The organism is Kitasatospora sp. NPDC091207, assembly GCF_044768625.1.
GTDB lineage: Bacteria > Actinomycetota > Actinomycetes > Streptomycetales > Streptomycetaceae > Kitasatospora.
The window spans coordinates 622,035-640,485 of the sequence record NZ_JBIVVS010000001.1; the positions used below are offsets into that span (position 1 = coordinate 622,035).

Genomic DNA, 18,451 nt, shown 5'->3' on the forward strand with positions numbered 1-18,451 from the left:
AGTGCCGGGGTGGGGTGCGGGGGCGGGGTGCGGAGCCCCGCCGGGCGCCCGGCGGGGCGGGGCACTACTGGGGTGTGCGGCCGGCTCCGGCGGCGAGCTCCTTGGCGGCCTCGGTGAGGTCCTTCGCGGTGTCGATGGCGCGCCAGTAGACGCCCTGCGGCAGCTGGTACCCCGCCAGGCGCTTGCCGCGCGCGAGTTGGGGGAAGGTGGTCCGCTCGTGGTCCCCGACGTCCGGCAGCAGCTCGGCGAACTCCGGGCTGAACACGTACAGGCCGGCGTTGATCAGGAAGGGCGAGGGCGGGGCCTCGATGAAGTCCAGCACATTGCCGAACTGGTCGGTCTCCACCGCGCCCCACGGGATGCGCGGCCGGGCCAGCGCGAGCGTCGCGACGGCGTCCCGCTCGTGGTGGAAGGCGGCCATGTCGCGCAGGCTGAAGCGGGTCCAGATGTCGCCGTTGGTGGCGTACCAGGGCTCGTCCGGCCGGGGCAGGGCCTTGGCGGCGTACTTCAGCCCGCCGCCACGACCCAGCGGTTCGGCCTCGACGACCGTGCGGACCTTCAGCGGCAGGTCGGTCCGGTCCAGCCACTCCTCCAGCACGCCGGCCAGGTGGCCGCAGGAGATGACCACGTCGGTGACGCCCTCGGAGGCGAGCCAGGACAGCTGGTGCCCGAGGATCGGGGTACCCGTGCCGGGAATCTCGACCAGGGGCTTCGGCCGGTCGTCCGTGTAGGGCCGCAGCCGGGAGCCCTGGCCGCCGGCCAGGATGACGGCCTGGGTGACGTTCGTCGGGCCGGGCGTCGTGCCGGACGGGGACGGCAGTGGCCGCGGTGCCTGCGGTGCCGGGGAGGACGTGAGGTCGGGGGTGGGGCCGGAGTCAGCGCTCATGCCAGCACAATAGGCCGCGGCCGGGGTGCGGAACCCTGGGTTCCGCCGTCGGGCCCCGCCGACCGGCCCCGGCCGACCTAGCCGGTGACGCCCGAGGCGAACGAGCCGTCACAGACCGGGCGGGCGAAGGAGCGGGCCCGCTGGACGTCCCCCTGGTACTTGCGCACGGCCGCCTTGCCCAGCTCACCGGCGAGCGCGGTGCAGTACGGGGTCAGCGAGGGCTGCTCGCGCATCGAGCGCTCCAGCAGGTCCAGGGCGCTGCCCGGGTTGTGCGCGCGCAGCTCGTCGAGCAGCGCGACGCGCAGGGCGTCCTGCGGGGCGAGGCCCTCCGCGGTCCTGGCGCCGGGCGCCCGCCCGATGCCGGCGCCGTCCTCGCTGGAGGCCGCGACGACCTGCTGGTCCAGCCCGGTCGGCGGAGCCCACGGCACCCTGGTCACGGCGAGGGTGCCGGTGGTCACCAGGACCACGGGCAGGGTCAGGGCGATGGTCTGGCCGATTCGGCGAACAAGCTGCTTCACGCTCAGGAGAGTAGCGGTGGGTGGGGGCCGGATCGCGCTCCGTTACACCATCGAGTGACGCGGTGTCCTGGTTCGTCCCCTCGCCGTGTTGACACCGGTGCCGCGGACGGCCGAACGACGACGGAGCCCCGCCGGACCAGGGGTGGTCCGGCGGGGCTCCGTCCGGTCGCTACCGGCCCGCGGGGGTCAGTTGCTCAGGCGGGCGCCGGAGGTGGTGGAGAACACGTGGGTCTCGTTGGCGATCGGCACCACGTGGATGGTCTCGCCGCGCTGCGGGATCTGGCGGCCGTGCACGCGCACGACCAGGTCCTTGTCCTCGCCGCCGATCTTGGTGGTGCCGTAGACGAAGCCGTCGGAGCCGAGCTCCTCCACCACGTTGACGGTCACGGCCACGCCCTCGATGCCGCCGGCCGGGACGATCTCGAAGTGCTCCGGGCGGACGCCGACGGTCACCGACTTGTCGGTGCCGGCGCCGGAGAGGTCCTCGCGGGAGATGTTGACGACCGAGCCGCCGAACTTCACCCCGCCGTCCACCAGCGGCACGTCGATCAGGTTCATCGCCGGCGAGCCGATGAAGCCGGCCACGAAGAGGTTCGCGGGCCGGTCGTACATGTTGCGCGGGGTGTCGACCTGCTGCAGCACGCCGCCCTTGAGCACCGCGACGCGGTCGCCCATGGTGAGCGCCTCGGTCTGGTCGTGGGTGACGTACACGGTGGTGATGCCCAGGCGGCGCTGCAGGCCGGCGATCTGGGTACGGGTCGAGACGCGGAGCTTGGCGTCGAGGTTCGACAGCGGCTCGTCCATCAGGAAGACCTGCGGCTCGCGGACGATCGCGCGGCCCATCGCGACACGCTGGCGCTGACCGCCGGAGAGCGCCTTCGGCTTGCGGTCCAGGTACTCGGTGAGGTCGAGGATCTTCGCGGCCTCTTCGACCTTGGTGCGGATCTCCGTCTTGTTGACGCCCGCGATCTTGAGCGCGAAGCCCATGTTCTCGGCGACGGTCATGTGCGGGTAGAGCGCGTAGTTCTGGAACACCATGGCGATGTCCCGGTCCTTCGGCGGCAGGTGCGTGACGTCGCGGTCACCGATGCGGATGGCGCCGGCGTTCACGTCCTCCAGGCCGGCCAGCATCCGGAGGCTGGTCGACTTGCCGCACCCGGAGGGGCCGACCAGGACGAGGAACTCGCCGTCCGCGATCTCCAGCTCCAGCGCGTCCACCGAGGGCTTGTCGGCCCCGGGGTAGACACGGGTCGCCTTGTCGTACGTCACAGAAGCCATGGCTGTGCTCTCCCTCACCGGCAGGAACGTGCCGGACGATCCGAGTAAAGGTGGATGTCGTGCGCGGCCCGCCCTGTGGTCTGAACCACTGAGCGAACCAACTCCCGGCGACGCTACCCGCGCCCCCGCCGCTTGTCAGCCCCTGGCCGGCCGGAATTCGGCATCGGTTCCATCACGCCCGGGCCGCTCCCGCCAACCCCCGGATATGCCACCACCGCCCCACCACCGCCCGGTAGACTGCCCCCGGTGCCGCCGTGACCTCGTCGCGGACGGTCACCATGCCTCCTTAGCTCAGCTGGCCAGAGCACCGCTCTTGTAAAGCGGGGGTCGTCGGTTCGAACCCGACAGGGGGCTCCGGGACGGAGTCGACAGAGGGGCCGCCCCGCCGGGTGAACCGGTGGGGCGGCCCCTCTGGTGTGTCGCGGCTCAGCGGCGGCGGTCGGCCGTGGTGTTCCGCGTCCGGGGGCTCGTGGTCCGGGTCCCGGACGGCCGGGGCTCCGTCTCCGTCTGGAGGACCTGGGCGAGCTCGGGGGTACCGGCGGGCGCGGGACGTCCGTGCCGTGCCGCTCGCGCAGTTCCTGCCGCGCCCGTACGACCAACGGCGAGGCGCTGCCGGCATCGAAGACGTTCTCCGTGACGCCGGCCCGGGAGACGCCGCGCACCTCGCACCACAGCTCGTGCGGCAGGTCCTGGGCGGCACCGCTCGGGGGCCTGGTCGTGCTGGTCATGCTGGTCGGCGGGGTGGCCGCCGACCGGCTGGGCAGCCGGCGGGTGATGCCGGCCGCCGACGTCCTGCGCTGCGGTGTGCGGGCGGTGTTCGCCGCCGTGCTGCTGTCGGGCCGGGCGCCGCTCTGGGCGATGGTGGCGCTGGGAGGGGGTGTTCCTGCCGGCCCTCGGGGCGCTGGTGCCGAGACTGGTGCGCGACGGGGACCGCCTCTCGGACGCCAACACCCTGCTGGGGCAGGCCCGTTCGGTGGCCACGGTGGCCGGCCCGGCCGCCGCCGGTTACGGGATCGGCGCGGTGGCGCCGCGGCGGCTCCCGCTGCCCGCGCGGGAGCGGGCGGGGGAGGGCGGCCCGATGCTCGCCGATCTGCGCGAGGGCTGGTCGGAGTTCCGTTCACGGCCCTGGCTCTGGATCACCACGGTGCACATGGGGCTGTTCAACCTGCTGGTCCGGGCACCGTTCCTGGTGCTCGGCCCGCTGACCGCGCAGCGCGGGCTCGGTGGCGCGCGCGGCTGGGGGCTGGTGACGGGCGTCTACGGGGCGGGCGCGGTGCTGGGCGGGTTGCTGATGCTGGGGCGGCGCCCCGGCCGGCCGCCGGCGGTGGCGACCGTGGCGACGTTCGGCCGGGCGCTGCCCTCGGCGGTGCCGGCGGCGGGGGGCGGCGCTGCTCGCGGGTGTCGGCGCGGCGGTCTGCGGCGCGTTGTACGGCACGACCCCGCAGAGCCGGGTGCCGGCCGAAGTCCTGGCCAGGGTCGGCGCGTTCGGCGGTCTGGGGGCGTTCGCGCTCGGGCCGGCCGGGTCGCCGGCGGACCGGATCGGCGCCGGGGCCGTGCCGGCCTTGGGCGCGCTGTGGCACGTGGGCGCGGGAGTGGTGGTGCCGGCGGTGCGCCGGCAGCGGTGGTAGCGGCCCGGTACCCGGCAGCGGTGGCGGACCGTGCCCGGTCGCTCGCCCTCGGTCGGGGCGGCCGCGCGGCGGGCACGGCGACCGGAGCGGTCGTACGGTGGAGGGAGTGCGGGGGCGAACGGAGGAGGTTGGCCATGCCCGGTTCACTCACCATCAGCCACCACGAGGCGGCGGTCGCCCTGGAGCACGCGGACGCCAAGCGGCTCGCCACGGTCCTGGAGGAGATCGCCTACCTGCTGGAGATCCCGGGGCCGAACCGGATCAACGAAGCGCAACTCGACGCCCTGTGCGAGGGCCGGACGCCGGACCGGGCCGAGCTGTCGCAATGGTCGCGCGGCCTGGCCGCGGAGCTGAAGGGCCGGCTCTAGGCCGCACCGGACCGGACGGCGCCGGCCGCGCCGGGGCGGTCGGCGCCGCCGTACGATGGCGCGCGGGGCGGGTGGTCCTCGCGCGCCCCGCGGGTGCCGGCGCGGCCGGCGGCCGGCCCGGCGGAGGAGGGCGGGGGCCCGAGCGTGTCGCAGTCCGTGTCACAGCCCACGACGATGTCCTGGCTGACGGTGGAGACACCGCTGCCGAGCGGTCCGATGCACATCGCGGTGACGCCGAGGGGTGTGGCGGCCGCCGGGTACCTGGGGCACCCGGGCGAGCTGCCGCCGTGCACCGACCGGTCGAAGATCGACGCGGTCACCGGTCGGATAGGTGAGTACCTGGCGGGCCGGCGGCAGGAGGTGGGGCTGCCGATCGACTGGAGCCTGAGCGCCGGACCGCACCGCGCGGTGCTCCGGACGCTCTGGCGGGAGGTGCCCTTCGGGCGGACCATCACCTACGGCGAACTGGCGTCCCGCAGCGGGGTGTTCGAAGGGGTCACGGAGCCCGGACTGGCGGCGAGGACGGTCGGGCAGATGATGGCCGCCAACCCCGTCGCGCTGCTGGTGCCGTGCCACCGGGTGGTGGCGGCGGACGGCCTCGGCGGATTCGGCGGCGGCCGGGTCGGGATCGACGTCAAACAGTGGCTGCTCACCCTGGAGGGGGTGCTGGAGCCGACGCTGGACTGGGACGGCCCGTTGTAGCGGGGCCCGCCGGGGAGAACGCGGCCCGGACGGCCGGGGGCGGTGCCGCCGACGGGGTGGCGTCGGCGGCCTTCGACGGGTGTCAGTGCACGAGCTCGACCGGGGCGAGGCCGCGGGCGAACGGGGTCTGGCGCGGCAGGACCGGCTGGATCCCGGAGACCAGGGTGTAGTCGATCCCGGCCGGATCCCCGGTGGCCGCGGTGTCCGGGCGTTCGCCGAGCGCCAGCTGGACGGCGTTCCACGGCAGGTTGAGGCCGCACAGGCGCAGTTGGTGCAGGCCACCGGAGGGCCGGGTGTTGACGTCGATGACGACCGGCTCCCCGGCCAGGTGGCGGAACTGCACGTTGGAGAGGAAGGACATCCCGACGGACTCGACCAGCCGGCGGGTGGGCTCCAGGTACCGCGGCGCGGTGGTGAAGCTGCGGCGGCGGCGGTGCTTGCTGCGGCCGACGGCGGCGAGCAGGGTGCCGTCGCGGTCGCCCAGGCAGTCGACCGAGATCTCGGGGCCCTCCAGGTAGGGCATCACCAGCAGGTCGGCCGGCTCGTCGGCGGCCTCCAGCGCGGCGGTCACCTGGTCGACCTGGACCCGGCTGTCCCAGCCGGCCAGCCGGTGCAGGCCGAAGGGCTCGCGGGTGAGCACCCGGAAGCCCTCGCCGCCCGCGCCGGAGGCGGGCTTGAGGCAGGCGGTGAGCCCGGCGGCCTCGATCAGGTCGACGGCGGCGAGCAGCTCGTCGGCGGTGCGGACCTGCCACCACGGCGGGGTGGGCAGCCCGGCGGCGGCGATCGCCGCGTAGCCGTCGGCCTTGCTGTCGAAGGCCGCGATCGCGGTGGCGGGCGGGCAGACGAGGGCGGTGCCGATCGCCTCGAACTCCTGGCGGTGCAGGGAGATCGCGAGCTGGTTGAGGCGGGGCAGGAAGACGTCTATCGAGTGGCGGGCGCAGTAGTCGAGCGCGTAGGCGACGTAGGCGTCGGGGGTGAGGTCGCCCGGTTCCAGGGTGGCGTGGTCGGCGGCGGCGAGCACGGGGGAGTCGCCGTCCACGTGGGTGGCGTGGATCCGGACCGGGCGCGGTGCGGCGCGCAGCTGTTCGATGAAGAAGACGTTCTCGGCGTAGGTGCGGTTGAGCCAGACACGTACGGGGGCACTCATGACGGCCTCCCAGGGCAGGGGTGAACGAGGGGAGGGCATCCGGTGCGGCCGCAGACTCGTCAACTGGCCCCGTGGCCCTTTGAGGTGGCACCCTAGCGGCCGCTCGCGGCGGGGTGGACGGCGGGTCGGTCCGCCACCGGGGCGGGGCCCGGTCCGGTGGCGCGGCGGGAGGCGGTCGGGGTCCCGGCGGGGCCGGCGACGGAAGGTCCGCCGATGTTCGAATAGGCATCGAACTGAAATAGATCAGGTGATCTAGTCGTCCTATTTGTTCGGTTATTCCGACCACTCGAATGAGTGATTGTGGAATCCACCTGAACGGGCCCATCATGATTCCTGCAAGGCGACACCTCGTCGGGTATGCGAAAGGCTCCCTATGTCGACCGAAACCAACGTCGGTATTCCCGCGCCGGCCGGCCCGCCGCAATCCGGACAGCAGCAGAGTCTCGGCACGGCCGGCGCGAGGAACCTCGCGACGACCACCAAGTCCGCGCCGCAGATGCAGGGCATCAGCCCGCGCTGGCTGCTCAGGACGCTGCCGTGGGTCCAGGTCTCCGGCGGTACCTACCGGGTCAACCGGCGCCTGCGGTACTCGGTCGGCCGCGGCCGGGTGAGCGTCGTCAAGACGGGCTCCGAGGTGCGGATCGTCCCGCCGAGCCTGCGTGAGGTGCCGGTGCTGCGCGGCTTCGAGGACGACGCGGTGCTGGAGGAGCTGGCCGGTCGCTTCGTCCAACGCGAGTTCTCCGCCGGTGAGGTCCTGGTCGCGGCGGGCGCGCCGATCGACGAGGTCTTCATCATCGCGCACGGCAAGCTCGACCGGCTGGGAATCGGCAAGTACGGCGAGCAGACGGTGATCGGATCCCTCTCCGACGGCGACCACCTGGGCGACGAGGCGCTCCAGCGGAACGGCGCCTGGCCGTACGCGGTGAAGGCCGCCACCGCCGGCACCCTGCTGGCACTCTCCTGGCCCGCCTTCCAGGAGCTCGCGGACCGTTCCGAGGCCCTGCAGCTGCAGGTCATGGACTACCTGGCCGGCTTCCAGCAGGCGCAGAACAAGCACGGCGAGGCGGCGATCGGTCTCTCCGCCGGGCATCACGGCGAGCACGAGCTGCCCGGCGCCTTCGTGGACTACGAGCTGAAGCCGCGCGAGTACGAGCTGAGCGTCGCGCAGACGGTCCTCAAGGTGCACAGCCGGGTCGCCGACCTCTACAACCAGCCGATGAACCAGACCGAGCACCAGCTCCGGCTGACCATCGAGGCGCTGCGCGAGCGCCAGGAGGACGAGCTGATCAACAACCCGGAGTTCGGGCTGCTGCAGAACGCCGCGTACGACCAGCGGATCCAGACCCACTCCGGGCCGCCCACCCCGGACGACATGGACGAGCTGCTGAGCCGGCGCCGCAGCACCAAGATGTTCCTCGCCCACCCCCGGGCCATCGCCGCCATCGGCCGGGAGTGCAACCGCCGCGGCCTCTACCCGGACACCGTCGAGGTCGAGGGCAAGAAGGTCTTCGCCTGGCGCGGCGTGCCGGTCTTCCCGTGCAACAAGATCCCGGTCACCCGGGAGAACACCAGCTCGATTCTCGCGCTGCGCACCGGGGAGGACAATCAGGGCGTCATCGGGCTGCACCAGACCGGAATTCCCGATGAATACCAGCCGAGCCTCTCGGTGCGGTTCATGGGGATCAGCGAGAAGGCGATCATTTCCTATCTCGTCAGCGCCTACTACTCCGCCGCCATTCTGGTGCCCGACGCGGTCGGCGTGCTGGAAAGCGTCGACGTCGCGCACCGCCACGACTGACCGGGGGTCGGTCGGAATCGCGCCGCCCGGCCGGGGAACGCCCACGCCCCGGCCGGGCGGCGCTCATCATCAGGGGGAGGAACCCATGGGAAGTTTCACGTTGGAACGGGAGCACCGGGAGGGCCACGAGGCGGAGGACGTGCTCGCCCGCACCCGGAGTCTGGTCGATCCGGTCCTGCGCGCGGCGGTCGACTCGCTGCCCGGCTCGATGCGCAAGGTGGCCGGGTACCACTTCGGCTGGTGGGAGGCCGACGGCTCACCGGCCGCCGCGCCCTCCGGCAAGGCGATCAGGCCGGCCATGGTGCTGGCCGCCACCCAGGCGCTCGGCGGCAGCACGGCCACGGCCACCGCCGCCGCGGCGGCCGTCGAGCTCGTGCACAACTTCACCCTGCTCCACGACGACGTCATCGACAACGACGAGACCAGGCGCCACCGCCCCACCGCCTGGCGGGTGTTCGGCACCACCGAGGCCATCCTGGCGGGCGACGCCCTGCATTCGCTGGCGCTGCGCCTCCTCGCCGAGGACGCCCACCCGGCCGCGCGGGGCGCGATCCGCAGGCTCACCGACTGCGTGGTCGAACTCTGCGAGGGTCAGCAGATCGACTGCGCCTTCGAGCAGCGCAGTGATGTCTCGCTCGCCGAGTGCCTGGCGATGGCGGAGGCGAAGACGGGGGCGCTGCTGGGCGCGGCCTGTGCGATGGGCGCGCAGTACGCGGGCGCCTCCCCGGAGGCGGTGCAGGCGATGGACGGCTTCGGCCGGGAGATCGGCCTGGCGTTCCAGCTCATCGACGACCTGATCGGGATCTGGGGCGATCCCGCCGTCACGGGCAAGCCGGTCGGCGCGGACTTGGTGGCGCGCAAGAAGTCCCTTCCGGTGGTGGCGGCGCTCGGCTCCGACACGCCGGACGGCCGGGTGCTGGCCGGGCTCTATGCGCTTGAACGCCCGCTCAGTCCGCAGGAGTTGAGGCGGTGCGCGGCCGCGGTGGAGGGTGCGGGCGGCCGAGCCTGGGCGCAGGGGGAGTCGTGCGAGCGCATGGCCGCCGCGCTCGCCCAGCTGGCGACGGCGGTGCCCGAACCGTCCGCGGCCGACGACCTGCTCGCCCTCGCTGAGCTGGTCACCCGGCGCGCCCACTGAGCCGGGGGCGGCTGCGGGCCGGGCCGGGCCGGCGCGCCGGTTGACCGGCCGGCCCACGTCGGCCGGGGCCGCCGCCCCGGGAGGGCGGCGGCCGCCGCGGTACCGGTGCGCGGAGGTGGGAGGCCGACTCGGGCGGCCTCCCACCCCGCCCCTGCGGACCGGTCCGGGCGCAACACGCTCCTGTGCGCCGGTCCGGGCGCAACGCCCGGGCCGTCTCCGCGGACGGCGCGGCCGCCGTCCGGTCAGGCGAGGTCGGCGAGCAGGCGCCGCTCCTTCGCGGGGACGATGCCGGTCTTCTGGGCAGCGCCCTCGCGGCCCTTGAGGCCGTCGGCGTCGGTGTCCGCCGCCGGACCGCGCTGCCGGAGCCAGGCCCAGGTGTCCCGCGCGGTCTCGGCGAACGGGCGGCAGCGCAGGCCGGCGGCCTGCGCCCGGCTGGTGTCGGCGAGCCAGACGCCCGCCAGCTCCGGTACATCGGGTGCCCAGAGCGGGAGTTCACTCCACGGCTGGACGCTGTCCGGGCCTTCGGCGAGCAGCGGGCCGTCCTCGACCCAGACGAGTTCGGCGGGCGGGTAGACGTCGCCGTCCGCTCCGGTGGGCTCACCGACGACCTCCGCGCAGGTGGTCAGGAACTCCCCGAAGGTGACGTTCCCGGCGGGGGCGGTGGTGATGAAGCGCCCGGTGCGGCCCGCCACCAGCACGTCGACGCCGAACGCCGCGAAGTCGCGGACATCGACGACCTGCATCGCCCGGGTGGGGTCGCCCGGCGCCAGGACCGGGCCGCCACGGGCCATCCGCTCCAGCCACCACGGCAGCCGGCCGCCGTTCTCGTACGGGCCGATCAGCAGGCCGCTGTTGAGGATCAGGGTGCGGTCGGCCCCGAACCCCTCCAGGACGGCGCGTTCGCAACCGGCTTTGAGGGGGTTGCCGGGCGGCTGGTCGGGCGGGGTGTCGGCGGGGCAGGGGTGCAGCGGGGCGGTCTCGTCCACCACCAGGGCCGGCCAGTCGCTGAAGGCGTGCACGGAGGAGACGAAGGTGTAGTGGCCGGCGTGCGCGCGCAGCAGCCGGGCGGAGAGCGCGGCCTGGGCGGGCTGCTGCGCCGAGGTGTCGACGACGGCGTCCCAGTGCCGCCCCTCGGCCAGGCGGGCCAGGTCGTCGGCCGAGTCGCGCTCGCCCCGGACGGCCTCGACGCCGGGCAGGTCGGCGCCGGAGCGGCCGCGGTTGAAGGTGGTGACGTCGTGGCCCCGGCTCAGGGCCTCCGAAGCGAAGGCCCGCCCCAGGAAGGACGAACCGCCGAGCAAGAGGATCTTCATGCCGACAGCCTTCCCGGCCGGACCCTCGTCAGGCCCCGGTTCTGCGGTCAGCAGACGGCGAGCTTCGGCACCGCCGGCCCGCTCCTGACGGCCGGCCGCCCGGACAACCTCACGTCCTGACGCCTGGACAACCTGATGCCGGGGCATCCCGGTCCCGTCGCCCCTGGCGCGACCCGGGCACAGCCGCCCGCCACCCGCCGCCGACATGCTGATCGACCGGGCGGCCCATAGGATCCGTTTGAACCTCTATGTCCTAATTGGACATGCGCTGAGCCAGGGGAGATCGACAGCATGGGCAACCCGGCACTGGTGGACCCGACCGCCGTCCGCGCCACCGCCGCCGAGGCATGGATCTGGGGCTACCCGATCCTGCAGAACTACCGGACGCTCTACCCGCAGGCGGTCGACGACGCGGACCCGCGCCACGTCGGCGGCTTCGGCGTCTTCCGGCACTACCCGCAGCCCTTCACCCCGGCCAACACCGATGTCGTCACGCCCAACAACGACACCCCGTACTCCTGGGCCTGGCTCGACCTGCGGGCCGAGCCGTGGGTGGTCTCGGTGCCCGCCGAGGACCGCTACTACGTCCTTCCGCTGCACGAACTCGACACGCCGTACGCCGGGTTCATCGGTGCCCGCGCCACCGGTCAGGAGGCCGGCGACTACCTGGTGGCGGGCCCCCACTGGCAGGGCCCGGTGCCGGACGGCACGGCCGGCGTGATCCGCACCGCCACCGAGCTGATCGGCATCGTCGGGCGCACCTACCTCGGCGGTACCTCCCCCGAGGCGGTCGAGGAGCTGAAGGGCATCCAGGGGCATTACCGGCTGCGCCCGTTGCACGCGTACACGGGCACCGCCGCGCCGCAGCCCGCGCCCAACCCCGTCTGGCCGGTCTGGCGGGAGGAGGTGCTGGGCACCGTCGAGTTCTTCAGCTTCCTCGACTTCCTGCTCGGCTTCTTCCCGGTGCTGCCCGCCGAGGCCGAGCTGCGCGGCCGGCTCAGCGATCTGGGCATCGACGGCCGGGGCGAGTTCGAGCCCGCCGCGCTGCCGGTGGAGGTCCGCGCCGAGATCGAGCGCGGCATCGCCGACGCCCGGGCCGAACTCGCCCGGGCGGCCGACCGGACCGTCGGCTCGGCCGGCCTCTTCGGCACGCGCGAGCAGCTCGGCACGGACTACCTCACGCGGGCCGTCGCCGCCCTGAAGGGCCTGTACGGGCTCCCCGCCGAGGAGGCCTGGTACGGCGGTTGGGCCGCGGACAGCGAGGGCGAGAGCCCGCTGAACACCGGCGAGCACGACTACGCCGTGCGCTTCGGCCCGGACGCGCTGCCGCCCGCGCGGTTCTTCTGGTCGGCCACCATGTACGCGCTGCCGGACCGGCTGCTGGTCGAGAACCCCCTGGACCGGTACTCGATCGGCGACCGCACCCCCGGGCTGCTCCACGACCCGGACGGCGGCCTCACGCTCTACCTCCAGCACAAGCGGCCGGCCGACGCCCAGCACTCGGCCAACTGGCTGCCCGCGCCCGACGGCCCGTGCACGGTGGTGGTCCGGCTCTACGGCCCGGACCAGCGGGCCCTCGACGGCCGCTGGACGCTCCCACCACTGACGCGGCGCTGATCCGGCGGCACCACCCCGGCACCACCGCCCCCCCCGTACCACCCGCACCACCTCCACCCGTCACCCGGACCCGAGAAGGACTGCCGATGATCCAGCCCGAGCTGGAGGCCCTGGCCGCCGATGCCTACGTCTACGGCTACCCGCTGGTCTCCGACCTCACCATGGTCGAGCGCTTCACCGAGGGCGGCATGGGGACGCTGCCGGCGGCACCGTTCAACGGCTTCAGCCACGCGACGAGGCTGGCCGGCCCGGACGACCCCTTCGTCTCCGTCAACAACGACACCGTCTACTCGATCGCCCAGCTCGACCTCTCCGAAGGCCCGCAGGTGCTGCGGGTCCCGGACACCGCCGGGGCCTACTACGTGCTGCAGTTCGTCGGCGCGTGGACCGACAACTTCGCCTACCTCGGCCGACGGGCGACCGGCACCGGTGCGCAGACCTGGCTGGTCGTCCCGCCCGACTGGCACGGGACCCCGCCGGACCGGGAGCGGGTGATCGTCTCGCCGACCACCGTGGCCACCGTCGTCGGCCGCTTCGCCTGCACCGGCCCGGACGACCTGCCGCGCGTCCGGGCCCTCCAGGAGGGGCTGACGCTCGAACCGCTGGAGCCGGGCGGCCTGGCCGCCGGGCTCCCGGCACCGGACCCCGGCGTACCCGAGCGACTGGCCTTCTTCGAACGGCTCCGGATCTGGATGACGGCCTTCCCGCCCGCCGGGCCCGACATCGAGTACCAGCAGCGCTTCGCTCCCCTCGGCCTGCTCGACACCGGGCCGTCGCCCTACCGTGCCGCGGCGCCCGACTGGACCCTCGCCCTGCTCAAGGGCCTGGCCGCGGGCCGGGAACGCGTCGAGGCCGCCACCCGGCCGCCGGAGAACCACCCGGCCGGCGAGTGGCGCTCGGGACTGCACCTGTTCGACTACAACGTCGACTTCCTGGGCCCCGGCACCGTCGACGACCCCGAGTGGCGCATCCCCGACCGCCGCGCGGCCTACCTGAGCCGCGCCGCCGCCGCCCGCGCCGGCCTCTGGGGCAACCACGCGTACGAGGCGATGTACGCGATGACGTACGACGACGCCGACGGGCGGGCGCTCAGCGGCGCCCACGCGTACACGCTGCGGATGGACCGGCCGCCGCCGGTCGAGGCCTTCTGGTCCGTCACCATGTACGGCCTGCCGGACTACTACCTGGTCGCGAACCCGATCGAGCGCTACTCGATCGGCGACCGCACGCCCGGCCTGGTCCACGGCGAGGACGGCTCGCTGACGCTCCGGCTGCAGCACGACCGCCCGGCCGACCCGGCGGAGGAGGCGAACTGGCTGCCGACCCCGGAAGGGGAGTTCCGGCCGATCATCCGGCTGTACCAGCCGAAGCCGTCCGCGCTCGACGGCACCTACCGGGTGCCGCCGATCCGGCGGAGCTGAGCACGGAGTCCGAACGCAGGGCAGGTGACAGGGAGGAGCGGGGGATGGGTGACGCCGTCGGCCAGATGCTGGCCTCGGCCGTGGGCATCGCGATCAGTCCGATGCCGCTGATCGCGGTGATCCTGATGCTGGCCACCCCGAAGGGCCGGGCCAACGGGCTGGCGTTCACCGGTGGCTGGGTGGTGACGCTGGCGGCGGTGGTCACCGTGGTGGTGCTGGTCGGTTCGGGGCTGAGCACCGACTCCGCCAAGCCGGCCTGGGCGTGGTGGCTGAAGCTGGCCCTGGGCGTGCTGTTCCTGCTGCTGGGGTTCAAGCAGTGGAGGGGCCGCCCGCGCGAGGGCCATGTGCACGGGCCGCCGAAGTGGATGCAGGCGATCGACCGCTTCACCCCGGGCAAGGCGGCGGGGCTGGCGGCCGTCCTGGTGGCGGCCAACCCGAAGAACCTGGTGCTCGCGGTGGGCGGCGCGGTCTCGATCGCGACCAGCACGGCCTCCAGCGGGGGCAAGGCGGGGGCGGCCGTGCTGATGGTGCTGATCGGCTCGCTCTGCACCGTGGTGCCGCTGGCGGTCTACCTGTTCGGCGGCGACCGGTCGGCCCGGGTGCTGGGCGAGTGGAAGGCGTGGATGGCCGCGCACAACGCGGCGATCATGATGGTCGTCCTGGTGGTCCTCGGCGCGAAGTACATCGGCGACGCCGTCGCGGGCCTGACCTCCTGAGGCCCGCGCGGGGCGCTTTCCCGGGCTCGGCTCCCGTGCTGCTCGCCGCCGCCGGCCCTGCCCGGACGTCGTCGCGGGCTCCCCGGCTCAGCGCGGCGACCCGGGCGCGGACGAGCCGTTCGCCGGGGACGCGGACGCGCCCGTCGACGCCGTCCCGGTCGGTGCTCCCGACGCCGTCCCGGTCGGTGTCGCGGACGGGGCCGCCGTCGGTGTGTCGCTCGTCGGGGTCGGGGCCGGGGTCGTCGGGACCGGGGAGGACGGCGAGGACGGCGAGGACGGCGAGGAGGACGGCGACGCCGTGGGCCCGGTGCCGGTCGGCGGGGCGGTCGGGGCGCTGCCGGTGGGCGTGGGGGCCGGGTCGGTCGGGGCCGCCGTCGGCTCGCCCGGGACGGGGGTGCTGCCGCCCCGGTGCTGCGGGCCGCCCTCCAGGGTGACCACCGCCTGCGAGGGCGGCAGCGCGATCCGGGCGGTCCAGTGGGTGTTCGGTGCGAGGTCCTCGTCGACGGTGACGATCACGGTGATCCGCTGGCCCGGCGCGAGCGTCCCGGCGTCCCGGCTGAGGCGGAGCCAGGCGGCCGTCACCTCGGCATGCCAGTGGATCTCGGTGCTGCCGGAGTTGGTCAGGGTGAGGACGGTCCGGTTGCCGTACTCGCCGGCCTCGACGGTCAGCAGCCCGACCGGTGCGGGAGCGGGCGCCGGCCCGTCGGCGGGGCCCGCGCCGCCCGGCGCGGGGCCCGGGCCGGTGCCGGTGCCTGGGGCCGGCGCGGCGGTCAGCGTCGGGCTGCCGAGCGGGGTCGCGCCCCGGCCGGGGACCGGGATCGCGGGTCCCTGGATCGAGGGGCCGTGGATCCCCGGGAGCAACGTTTCTGCAGCCCCCGGCCCGGCTCCGGCCAGCTCCAGCCCGGCCACGGCCGGAGCCGCCCCCACGGCCCCGACGATCCCGCCCGCCTGCCCGGCGGTCGGCCCCGGCCCGCCCGGCCGGTGCCCGGCGGCCCGCCCGTCGTCCTCGACCCGGACCGAGGAGACGGCCGCCGCCGCCCCGGTGCCGCCGCCGCCCCGGTGGCCGGCCCAGAGCGCGACCACCGGCGCGGCCAGGACGGCGGCCAGCACCCCGGTGGTCACCACCCGGCGGCGCACCGCGCGGGCCCGGCCGCTGTCCGGCGCGCGGTGGCGCGGGAACCCCCCTTGGTCGAACCGCAGACCCGGCTCGATCACCGGGGCCGGGGCCGAGGTCCGCCGCCACGCCGCGGCGGCGGCCGCCTGCGGCAGGAACACCGCCCCGTCGCCCTGCCGCGCCGCGGCCGTCGGGGGCGCCGCCAGCACCGGCAGTCCCGACAGTCCTTCGGCGCCCCGCGCCACCTCGCCGGCCACCCGCTCCGCGGTGCCCCGGCAGGTCGGGCAGTCCGTCACGTGCTGCACCAGCTCCCGGCGCAGCGCGGGGCCGAGCACCCAGTCCCGCCAGCTCTCCGCCCCGGCCCCGCCGAGCCGGTCCAGCTCGGGACAGCTGCCGACCCCGAGCACCAGCAGGGCCGCCCTGGTCCGGCCGACCTCGGCCTCGGCCGAGGTGAGCAGCGCGCGGGAGGCCTCGAAGGGGACGCCGAGGACGGCCGCCACCTCGATCGGGCTCAGCCGGTGGCGTACCGACAGTTCCAGCGCCTCGCGCTGCTCCGGGTCGGTGCCGGCCGCCTCGGGCCAGGCCAGCGAGGCCAGCTCCCGCCTCCGCCGGCCCGACTCGGCGGCCGGGAGCCCGGCCGCCTCGTCACCCGCACCGGCGTCCGCCGCACCGACGACCACCGCACCGACCACCGCGCCGGTGCCGCCGACCGCGTCGAAGCCGGCTCCGTCGAAGCCGGCTCCGTCCTCCAGGCGTCGCAGGCAGCAGTACCGGGCCAGCGAGTACAGCCAGGCCCGGATCAGCCCCGGCTCGGCCAGCCGGGCCCCGTGCCGCAGCGCCAGCTCGCGCACCTCGCGCAGGGCGGCGGCGGCCGCGTCGTGCTCGCACAGCACCGAGAGGCAGTAGGTGAACAGGCCGTCCACCTGCCGGTCGTACGCCGCGAGCACGGGGTCGCGCGGCCCTTCAGTACGCGTTGTCACCCCTCCGACGGTAGAGAGGCCCGGGGCCGCGCTCGGCCTGTTCCCTGCTGTTGTACTTCTTTCGGGTAACAACATCGCCCATTCGTGGACCGGGACCGCCCCCACCGCCCCGCCCGAGCCCCGCCGGCCCCACCCCCGACCCGCCCCCTTGCTCCCGCGCCCCGCCGCCGGGCCCGCGCTGTCGTACCCAGGCGCTACGGTGACCGCATGGCTGCCCGCACCAAGACCACCGCCAAGCCGCGCCCGGCGTACCGCTGCACCGAGTGCGGCAATCAGCTGCCCAAATGGGTCGGCCGCTGCCCGGAGTGCAACGCCTGGGGCACGGTCGAGGAGTACGGCGGCGCGGTGCCGGTCCGGACCACGGCCGCCGGGCCGGTGAGCGCGCCCGCCCGTCCGATCGCCCAGATCGACGGCCAGGTGGCGACGGCCCGCTCCACCGGCGTGCCCGAGCTGGACCGGGTGCTCGGCGGCGGCCTCGTCCCCGGCGCCGTGGTGCTGCTGGCCGGCGAGCCCGGCGTCGGCAAGTCCACCCTGCTGCTGGACGTCGCGGCGAAGGCGGCCAGCGCTCAGCACCGCACGCTCTACGTCACCGGTGAGGAGTCGGCCGGCCAGGTCCGGTTGCGGGCGGACCGGATCAACGCGCTCTCCGAGCACCTGTACCTCGCCGCCGAGTCCGATCTCGGCGCCGTCCTCGGACACATCGAAGCGGTGAACCCGGGCCTGCTGATCCTGGACTCGGTGCAGACCATCGCCTCCGCCGAGCTGGACGGCGCGCCCGGCGGGCCGGCCCAGGTCCGCGAGGTGGCCGGTGCGCTCATCCGGGCGTCCAAGGACCGCGGCATGGCCACCCTGCTGGTCGGCCACGTCACCAAGGACGGCCAGATCGCCGGCCCCCGCCTGCTGGAGCACCTGGTGGACGTGGTGCTGAGCTTCGAGGGGGACCGCCACGCCCGGCTGCGCATCATCCGCGGCATCAAGAACCGGTACGGCGCCACCGACGAGGTCGGCTGCTTCGAGCTGCACGACGAGGGCATCGTGGGCCTGGCCGATCCGTCCGGCCTCTTCCTGACCAGGCGTGACAAGCCCGTTCCCGGCACCTGCCTGACCGTCACCCTGGAGGGCCGCCGCCCGCTGGTGGCGGAGGTCCAGGCGCTGATGGTGGATTCGCAGATCCCGTCCCCGCGCCGGACGACCTCCGGCCTGGAGTCGCCCCGGATCGCGATGATCCTGGCCGTGGTCGAGCGGCACGGCGGGGTCAAGCTCGGCAAGCAGGACATCTACACCGCGACGGTCGGCGGGGTGAAGCTGAGCGAGCCGTCGGCGGATCTCGCGATCGCCCTCGCCGTGGCCAGTTCGTCCTCGGACACCCCGCTCCCGAGCAACCTGGTGGCGATCGGCGAGGTCGGTCTCGCGGGCGAGGTGCGGCGGGTGACGGGTGTGCAGCGGCGGCTGGCCGAGGCGCACCGGCTGGGCTTCACCCACGCCCTGGTCCCGCCGGACCCGGGCAAGGTGCCGCCGGGGATGAAGGTGGTCGAGGTCGCGGACATCGGTGAGGCGATGCGGGCCATCCCGGGCCGCCGGCGGGCCGCCGCCAAGCCCCGCGGCGAGGCTCCGTCGGCCCCGCCCACCCCGCGCCGGGCCCCCGTCGAAGCCCCCGTCGCCGCCTACCCGGAGGAGCTCATGGAGGGGTGGGAGCCGGTCGACCCGGACGAACTGCGCTGACCCAAGCCCTGTTAATGCCGCACGCAGTTAGACTTTCCCCTGTCTAATTGGCAATAAGGCAGTAATAAGCGACAGAGCAACAGACCGTAGGCCGGCGCACGGCGCGAGGCG

Annotated in this window: 15 protein-coding genes and 1 tRNA gene; 10 read left to right on the plus strand and 6 right to left on the minus strand. The window is 74.6% G+C overall.

Annotated elements, in window-relative coordinates; all coding sequences use genetic code 11:
- Window positions 1-64 precede the first annotated feature (64 nt).
- The 3 genes from ACIQTO_RS02780 to ACIQTO_RS02790 all read right to left on the minus strand — a co-directional run bounded on the left by ACIQTO_RS02780 (window position 65) and on the right by ACIQTO_RS02790 (window position 2,682).
- On the minus strand, window positions 65-886 hold the full coding sequence (locus ACIQTO_RS02780) for an NDP-sugar synthase (protein ID WP_402381937.1): 822 nt from the start codon (window positions 884-886) through the stop codon (window positions 65-67).
- Window positions 887-963: 77 nt separating this feature from the next.
- Window positions 964-1,404, minus strand: coding sequence for a hypothetical protein (locus tag ACIQTO_RS02785; RefSeq protein ID WP_402381939.1), 441 nt, complete (start codon window positions 1,402-1,404; stop codon window positions 964-966).
- Between the two features lie 186 nt (window positions 1,405-1,590).
- Window positions 1,591-2,682, minus strand: a complete 1,092-nt coding sequence (locus ACIQTO_RS02790) for an ABC transporter ATP-binding protein (RefSeq protein WP_402381941.1) — start codon at window positions 2,680-2,682, stop codon at window positions 1,591-1,593.
- Window positions 2,683-2,962: 280 nt separating this feature from the next.
- Between ACIQTO_RS02790 and ACIQTO_RS02795 the strand changes: the two genes are divergently transcribed.
- The 4 genes from ACIQTO_RS02795 to ACIQTO_RS02810 all read left to right on the plus strand — a co-directional run bounded on the left by ACIQTO_RS02795 (window position 2,963) and on the right by ACIQTO_RS02810 (window position 5,380).
- Window positions 2,963-3,036, plus strand: a tRNA-Thr gene (locus ACIQTO_RS02795).
- Window positions 3,037-4,106: 1,070 nt separating this feature from the next.
- Window positions 4,107-4,310 (plus strand): hypothetical protein, encoded by a 204-nt coding sequence (locus ACIQTO_RS02800; protein ID WP_402381944.1) that lies wholly within the window; start codon window positions 4,107-4,109, stop codon window positions 4,308-4,310.
- 134 nt (window positions 4,311-4,444) lie between these two features.
- The gene (locus ACIQTO_RS02805) at window positions 4,445-4,678 is read left to right on the plus strand and encodes a hypothetical protein (protein WP_380571533.1); all 234 of its coding nucleotides are present in this window, start codon (window positions 4,445-4,447) and stop codon (window positions 4,676-4,678) included.
- Window positions 4,679-4,834: 156 nt separating this feature from the next.
- Complete coding sequence (locus ACIQTO_RS02810; RefSeq protein WP_402381947.1) at window positions 4,835-5,380, plus strand: methylated-DNA--[protein]-cysteine S-methyltransferase; 546 nt, start codon at window positions 4,835-4,837, stop codon at window positions 5,378-5,380.
- 82 nt (window positions 5,381-5,462) lie between these two features.
- Here the strand turns inward: ACIQTO_RS02810 and ACIQTO_RS02815 are convergent, their stop codons facing one another.
- Window positions 5,463-6,527 carry an ATP-grasp domain-containing protein gene (locus tag ACIQTO_RS02815; RefSeq protein ID WP_402381950.1) on the minus strand — a complete coding sequence of 355 codons (1,065 nt, stop codon included), beginning with the start codon at window positions 6,525-6,527 and terminating at the stop codon, window positions 5,463-5,465.
- Between the two features lie 373 nt (window positions 6,528-6,900).
- Between ACIQTO_RS02815 and ACIQTO_RS02820 the strand changes: the two genes are divergently transcribed.
- Together ACIQTO_RS02820 and ACIQTO_RS02825 are read left to right on the plus strand one after the other, a co-directional pair.
- Window positions 6,901-8,325, plus strand: a complete 1,425-nt coding sequence (locus tag ACIQTO_RS02820) for a family 2B encapsulin nanocompartment shell protein (RefSeq protein ID WP_402381953.1) — start codon at window positions 6,901-6,903, stop codon at window positions 8,323-8,325.
- 85 nt (window positions 8,326-8,410) lie between these two features.
- Window positions 8,411-9,460 (plus strand): family 2 encapsulin nanocompartment cargo protein polyprenyl transferase, encoded by a 1,050-nt coding sequence (locus ACIQTO_RS02825; RefSeq protein ID WP_402381956.1) that lies wholly within the window; start codon window positions 8,411-8,413, stop codon window positions 9,458-9,460.
- A 242-nt stretch (window positions 9,461-9,702) separates the two neighbouring features.
- Here ACIQTO_RS02825 and ACIQTO_RS02830 read toward each other — a convergent pair whose 3' ends face one another.
- On the minus strand, window positions 9,703-10,770 hold the full coding sequence (locus tag ACIQTO_RS02830; RefSeq protein WP_402381958.1) for an NAD-dependent epimerase/dehydratase family protein: 1,068 nt from the start codon (window positions 10,768-10,770) through the stop codon (window positions 9,703-9,705).
- 291 nt (window positions 10,771-11,061) lie between these two features.
- On the opposite strand from ACIQTO_RS02830, the gene ACIQTO_RS02835 reads away from it, so the two are divergent.
- From ACIQTO_RS02835 to ACIQTO_RS02845, 3 genes are all read left to right on the plus strand, one after another.
- On the plus strand, window positions 11,062-12,387 hold the full coding sequence (locus tag ACIQTO_RS02835) for a DUF1254 domain-containing protein (protein ID WP_402381961.1): 1,326 nt from the start codon (window positions 11,062-11,064) through the stop codon (window positions 12,385-12,387).
- Between the two features lie 86 nt (window positions 12,388-12,473).
- A complete protein-coding gene (locus ACIQTO_RS02840; protein WP_402381964.1) occupies window positions 12,474-13,808 on the plus strand; it encodes a DUF1254 domain-containing protein in 1,335 nt (444 codons plus the stop codon).
- 44 nt (window positions 13,809-13,852) lie between these two features.
- Window positions 13,853-14,524: a GAP family protein gene (locus tag ACIQTO_RS02845; RefSeq protein WP_402381967.1), complete on the plus strand. Its 672-nt coding sequence runs from the start codon at window positions 13,853-13,855 to the stop codon at window positions 14,522-14,524.
- A gap of 87 nt (window positions 14,525-14,611) precedes the next feature.
- Here ACIQTO_RS02845 and ACIQTO_RS02850 read toward each other — a convergent pair whose 3' ends face one another.
- Entirely contained in the window at window positions 14,612-16,618 is a 2,007-nt protein-coding gene (locus tag ACIQTO_RS02850; RefSeq protein WP_402381969.1) for a sigma-70 family RNA polymerase sigma factor, read from the minus strand.
- A 207-nt stretch (window positions 16,619-16,825) separates the two neighbouring features.
- Between ACIQTO_RS02850 and radA the strand changes: the two genes are divergently transcribed.
- Window positions 16,826-18,340, plus strand: coding sequence for a DNA repair protein RadA (gene radA, locus ACIQTO_RS02855; protein ID WP_402381971.1), 1,515 nt, complete (start codon window positions 16,826-16,828; stop codon window positions 18,338-18,340).
- Window positions 18,341-18,451 lie beyond the last annotated feature (111 nt).

Coding starts and splice junctions, on each gene's coding strand:
- ACIQTO_RS02780 (WP_402381937.1), bottom strand. CDS start 886: ATGAGCGCTGACTCCGGCCCCACCCCCGACCTCACGTCCTCCCCGGCA.
- ACIQTO_RS02790 (WP_402381941.1), bottom strand. CDS start 2,682: ATGGCTTCTGTGACGTACGACAAGGCGACCCGTGTCTACCCCGGGGCC.
- ACIQTO_RS02805 (WP_380571533.1), top strand. CDS start 4,445: ATGCCCGGTTCACTCACCATCAGCCACCACGAGGCGGCGGTCGCCCTG.
- ACIQTO_RS02815 (WP_402381950.1), bottom strand. CDS start 6,527: ATGAGTGCCCCCGTACGTGTCTGGCTCAACCGCACCTACGCCGAGAAC.
- ACIQTO_RS02820 (WP_402381953.1), top strand. CDS start 6,901: ATGTCGACCGAAACCAACGTCGGTATTCCCGCGCCGGCCGGCCCGCCG.
- ACIQTO_RS02825 (WP_402381956.1), top strand. CDS start 8,411: ATGGGAAGTTTCACGTTGGAACGGGAGCACCGGGAGGGCCACGAGGCG.
- ACIQTO_RS02830 (WP_402381958.1), bottom strand. CDS start 10,770: ATGAAGATCCTCTTGCTCGGCGGTTCGTCCTTCCTGGGGCGGGCCTTC.
- ACIQTO_RS02835 (WP_402381961.1), top strand. CDS start 11,062: ATGGGCAACCCGGCACTGGTGGACCCGACCGCCGTCCGCGCCACCGCC.
- ACIQTO_RS02840 (WP_402381964.1), top strand. CDS start 12,474: ATGATCCAGCCCGAGCTGGAGGCCCTGGCCGCCGATGCCTACGTCTAC.
- ACIQTO_RS02845 (WP_402381967.1), top strand. CDS start 13,853: ATGGGTGACGCCGTCGGCCAGATGCTGGCCTCGGCCGTGGGCATCGCG.
- radA (WP_402381971.1), top strand. CDS start 16,826: ATGGCTGCCCGCACCAAGACCACCGCCAAGCCGCGCCCGGCGTACCGC.